Source organism: Rhizomicrobium sp. (genome assembly GCF_056722145.1).
Window position 1 is genome coordinate 1 of sequence record NZ_JBWZET010000133.1, and the last position, 4,775, is coordinate 4,775.

Here is a 4,775-nt window from a genome sequence, read left to right on the forward strand (position 1 = left end):
GCCGGTGGCGCAGCGGGCGGTCGGCACCGCTTATGTTAACGCGAAATCGCTGCGCCTGGAAATGTGCCGGCAGCGTCTGGTGAAAGCCGGAAGCCTGCAACTCCTTGCCGACCTCGACGCGGTCGCGATGTCCGACGAAGCCGGAGCCGGCGGCGATGGCCCATTGCGCCGCGTGCCAGGCGCGTTCGCCAATTTCGCCGGGCTGCAGGTTTTCGTCTATGGCAGCAGCACCCATTATTTCGACGGCGATATCGTCGTGGCGGTGCCGGCGAATGTGAAAGCCGAGGACGTGTCGGCGTGGTTCGCCAAGGTCGATCTCGAAACCGAACTGCAAACCAAGCTGCCGGCAGAGTGGCGGCTGTGGGCCGGCGGGCGTGAACGGCTCTATCCCAAGGTGTCGCCGCGCTACGTCCACTTCGCGCCGCAAAAAATCAATGGCCAGCTTTTTTTCTATGCGACCCCGACCAATTGGGACGTGGAACCCGCCGCCGCCCTGATCCTCCCCCGCGCCGACGGCGGCTTCGAACTCTCCTGCGCCTTCCATGAGGTAAAGGCGCATTTCTGAGAGATTCACTTCCCCGCCTGACGCCGTTCCAGAAATCCGCGCACGTCGGTGTCCGGCGGCGGAGGGCCGGTCATGCGGCTGATTTCGGCGAGGGAAAAATCCATCCGCGCATCATAGGTGCGGTCGATCTGGTTGCGTAGGGGCTGCTCGGCCTCGTACCAGGCGCGCTTGTCGGCGCCGTCGGGGCAGGTGGCGAGTTCGCGCGGATCGCTGGCGCCCCAGCGCCGTTCCGGGCAGTGATAGGGATCGAACGACAGCGCGAACAGCCGCTGCCGCGCGTCCTCGAACGCCAGCGCCATCTCGCTGCCGTCGCTGCGGTGATAGGTGATGGTGCAGGCCGCGGCAGCGCGCGCGTAAGCCGTCGCCAGATCGACGGAAAGGTCGTTGCCATTATAGTTTATGTGACGGCGATCGCCGGCAGCCTCCATTTGCACGAAGCGCTCCGCCGTATCGCGCAGGTATTTGAACGCCGTCTTCAGGCGGGCATCGCGCGACGGGGTGGAAAACATCTCCCAATCGCCCTCGGTGCCGTAGATGTTGCGGGGCAGGCGGGCGGGGTGTGGGCGCGTCGCAATCTCGCGGCCGAGATCGACCGCGGCGGCGCGGTATTGCAGGTCGTTGCACAGCGACGCCGTCATCTCGCCGACTTCGCGCACCGGGTGGAACACCAGCTTGCCCCCCAGCCGCGCCCGCACGAAATCATAGAAGTCGAGCTGCTCGCCGCCGGTCGTGAACAATCCACTCGCCCATGCCGCATCGGACGGGCGCGGGCCGGTGCCGTAAAACTGCTCGGTGGAGAAATCGGCGATGTCCTTGTTGGCCGCGACGTCCACATGCCCGCCGCGCCAAGTCCCGTCGTCGGCCTGCAAGGCGCCGACCAGGTGGATCGGCCGCCAGTTCTTGAACCCGGCGCCCTGGCTCGGCCGCATCCGCGCGAAGCGGACGTCGAACGTCATCTGGGTGAGGGTGAAATCGGTATGGGCATCGAAGGAATAGATCCGGCCATCGGGGTCGATGCGATAGACGATGGCGACGTGGCCCGCCGGATCGTAAACCACCGTCCCGGGCCGGATCGAGCCCGGCTTGATTGCCGGGGAATACAGATCGGTGCCGTCGAGATCGGGATGGATGCGATAGGTGGCGCTCGACACGTCGGCCCGGATGCGGGCGATGACCTCGAGCGCGTTCTGGCCGCTGCGCACGTCGGTGCGGCCCGCAACACGGTTGCCGCTGCGCGAATAGCGGATGTCGTCGCCCGAGCCGTCCCGCGGCGTCACCGCGCTCGCATAGGAGAAGGGCAGGCCCCGTTTCCAGGCAAAGTAGAACCGCAGCACATAGGGCAGGTCGGCGCAGTCGGAGTCGAATTTCCGCGTCGGCGGGTCGGTGGCGGCGAATGGGTTGGCGCTTGAATGCAGGCACTCGTTCAGAGTGGCGCAATCGCTCTCGCCGATCGCCGCGACGAAGGTCCCATAGTCGCGCTCGTCGGCCTCGGTCCAGCGATCGTGGCGCACCTCATAGGTCGATTCTGACGAGCTGTCGGCCGCCAGTGACGGTGACAGAACGGTAAAACAGAACATACCGGCGACGAACGCCCACACTTGCCCCGTGCGTGTGAGTTGCAACATGTCCGCAATGCTATCGCATGGGCACCACAGATCAAGGACTTGGCGCGCTTCTTAGAAGTGACTGTAGCGATGAAGCAACGCGTTCCGCCGCGCGATGGCCTGTCACATTAGCTTCACGTCACCGTCACCCCGGTGTCTTGCCCCCCTGTAATTGCTCCGCCCGGGCAGAAGTCCGAACGGGACGACGCCGTGTACGTGTCCTTGGGACGATATAAAGAGAGGTTTCTATGAAGGGGAAGTCAGCCTTATTGGCAGGCGTGGCGGCAATTGCTCTGGTGGCGAGCATGCAAGCCGGTTACGCAGCGAAGAAGTCGTCGGACACGACGTCCGCACCGCCCGCCGCTCCGGTGGCTGTGGTGCCGGCCGGTCCGAGCACGAGCGAACTCGCGGCCCGCATCCAGGCGCTGGAAGATGCGCTGCAGGCCGACGAAGCCAAGTCACAGAGCGACCATACCCGCCTGTCGACCCTGGAGCAGAATTTCAACTACGCGACCTGGACCTTCGACAACGGCCGCCCGGTGATCAATTCGGGTGACGGCCGCTTCTCGATGGCGTTCCGCGTCCGCGCGCAAATGGACTACGGCTCGTTCATCCAGGACAGCCCGGCTTCGCAGCCGAACGCGCAGTACAAGGACCTGTCGAACGGCGCCGCCGTCCGTCGCGCCTTCTTCGGCGTGGAAGGCAAGGCCTTCAAGGATTTCTGGTACGAGTTCCGCTATAACGCCGGCGGCGGCGGCGGTGCCGAATCCGGTGATCCGGCGATGTCGATCGCCCGCGTTGCCTATACCGGCATCGATCACTTCCGCATCAACGTCGGCATCATCGAGCCCGCGTTCATGCTCGAAGGCACGACCTCGTCGGGCCAGTTGATGTTCCTCGAGCGTCCGGAAATCGAAAACATCGCGCTCGACAGCTTCGGTGCCGCCGATGCGCGTCGCGGCATTGAAGTCGCGTTCCAGTACGAGAACGCCTTCCTTCCGGGCGACAACTTCATCTGGACCGCGGCTTATACCGGACAGAAGACCACGGCTCCCGGCGGCACCGCTGCCGGCCACGGCAACGGCGGCGACGAAGGCACCCAGCTCCTGTCGCACATGTCGTATCGCTTCTGGAGCGATGGCCCGTCGAACGCGCTGATCGGCGCCGACTACGGCACCATCCTGTACGCGGGCGCCAACACCAACAGCGGCGGCGCGATCAACTTCCAGGATCGTCCGGAAATCCGCGTTGACGGCACCCGTCTGATCTCGACCGGTTCGTTCGGCACGGCTCCGACTGCGGGCTGTAAGGCCGGTGGTTCCACCTATTCCTGCCACGCGACGATGTTCGCGGGCCACGTCGCCGGCAACTACGAGAACTTCTATCTCGCCGGCGAATACGCCTACTTCCGCGACGATCGCAATTATTACAATTCCGCGCACGTCAACGTCCTCGACCATCCCGAATTCTCGGGCTGGATGGCGGAAGCCTCGTGGGTGCTGACCGGCGAGCCGAAGGGCTACGCGGTCAACGCGACCAACAACGAAATCGGCGGCTACGGCGCCCCGAAGGTCGCCAACCCGTTCTCGCTTGACGGCGAGTCGTGGGGCGCTCTCGAACTGGTGGCTCGCTACAGCTTCACCAACCTCGACTGGTACCGCAGTCTCGCCGGCGAAGGTGTCGCCGGTGGCCGCGAAGGCATCGCCGATGTCGGCCTGAACTGGTATCTTAACAACGAGGTAAAGCTGCAGTTCCACGATTCGATCGTGCATGTGAACAAGACGGCGCTGGCCAGCACGACCCAAATCGGTCAGGACCTGAACATCGTCGGCATCCGTCTCCAGTTCTCCAACTAATCGTTCATCGAGAGGAAATCACATGAACGTCTCTCTGAAGTCCGTCCTGACGGCCATTGCCGGCGTTGCCGCCGCGGCCGTCATCACGACGGGCGCTTTGGCCGCCACCATCAACGGCGCGGGTGCGTCTTTCCCGGCTCCGATCTATGCCAAGTGGGCGAGCGCGTATCAGGGCGTCGCCGGCGTCTCCCTGAACTACAACTCGATCGGTTCGGGTGGTGGCATTGCGCAGATCAAGGCGCGCACGGTCACCTTCGGCGCCACCGATGCGCCGCTGAAGAAGTCCGAGCTCGACAGGGTCGGTCTCGCCCAGTTCCCGACCGTGATCGGCGGCGTCGTGCCGGTGATCAACGTGCCGGGCGTCAACCCTGGCCAGCTGGTGCTCAACGGTGAAGTCCTCGCCGACATCTTCCTCGGCAAGATCAGCCGCTGGGACGATGCCCGCATCAAGGCGTTGAACCCGGGCGTCAACCTGCCGGGCAAGGCGATCTCGGTCGTTCACCGCGCCGATGCGTCGGGTACCTCGTTCGTGTTCACGACCTACCTGTCGCGCGTGTCGAAGGAATGGGCGGGCAGCGTCGGTGCCAACACCGCCGTCGACTGGCCGGTCGGCGTCGGCGCCAAGGGCAACGAAGGCGTTGCCGGCAACGTGGCGCAGACTTCGGGCTCGATCGGGTATGTCGAGTTCGCCTATGCCAAGCAGAACCACCTCAAGCACACCCGCATGATCAACAAGGACGGCAAGACCGT

4 protein-coding genes are annotated in these 4,775 nt (G+C 64.6%); 3 read left to right on the forward strand and 1 reads right to left on the reverse strand.

The features are described from left to right. A partial coding sequence (locus AC1P6P_RS07500; protein ID WP_481401812.1) for a hypothetical protein occupies positions 1 to 565 on the forward strand: 565 nt, incomplete at its 5' end. A 5-nt stretch (positions 566 to 570) separates the two neighbouring features. Here AC1P6P_RS07500 and AC1P6P_RS07505 read toward each other — a convergent pair. Further along, positions 571 to 2,190, reverse strand: coding sequence for a hypothetical protein (locus AC1P6P_RS07505; protein ID WP_481401813.1), 1,620 nt, complete (start codon positions 2,188 to 2,190; stop codon positions 571 to 573). Between the two features lie 227 nt (positions 2,191 to 2,417). On the opposite strand from AC1P6P_RS07505, the gene AC1P6P_RS07510 reads away from it, so the two are divergent. Further along, on the forward strand, positions 2,418 to 4,025 hold the full coding sequence (locus AC1P6P_RS07510) for an OprO/OprP family phosphate-selective porin (RefSeq protein WP_481401814.1): 1,608 nt from the start codon (positions 2,418 to 2,420) through the stop codon (positions 4,023 to 4,025). A gap of 22 nt (positions 4,026 to 4,047) precedes the next feature. Beyond that, positions 4,048 to 4,775, forward strand: a 728-nt coding sequence (gene pstS / locus AC1P6P_RS07515; protein WP_481401815.1) for a phosphate ABC transporter substrate-binding protein PstS, incomplete at its 3' end; no start/stop codon positions are given.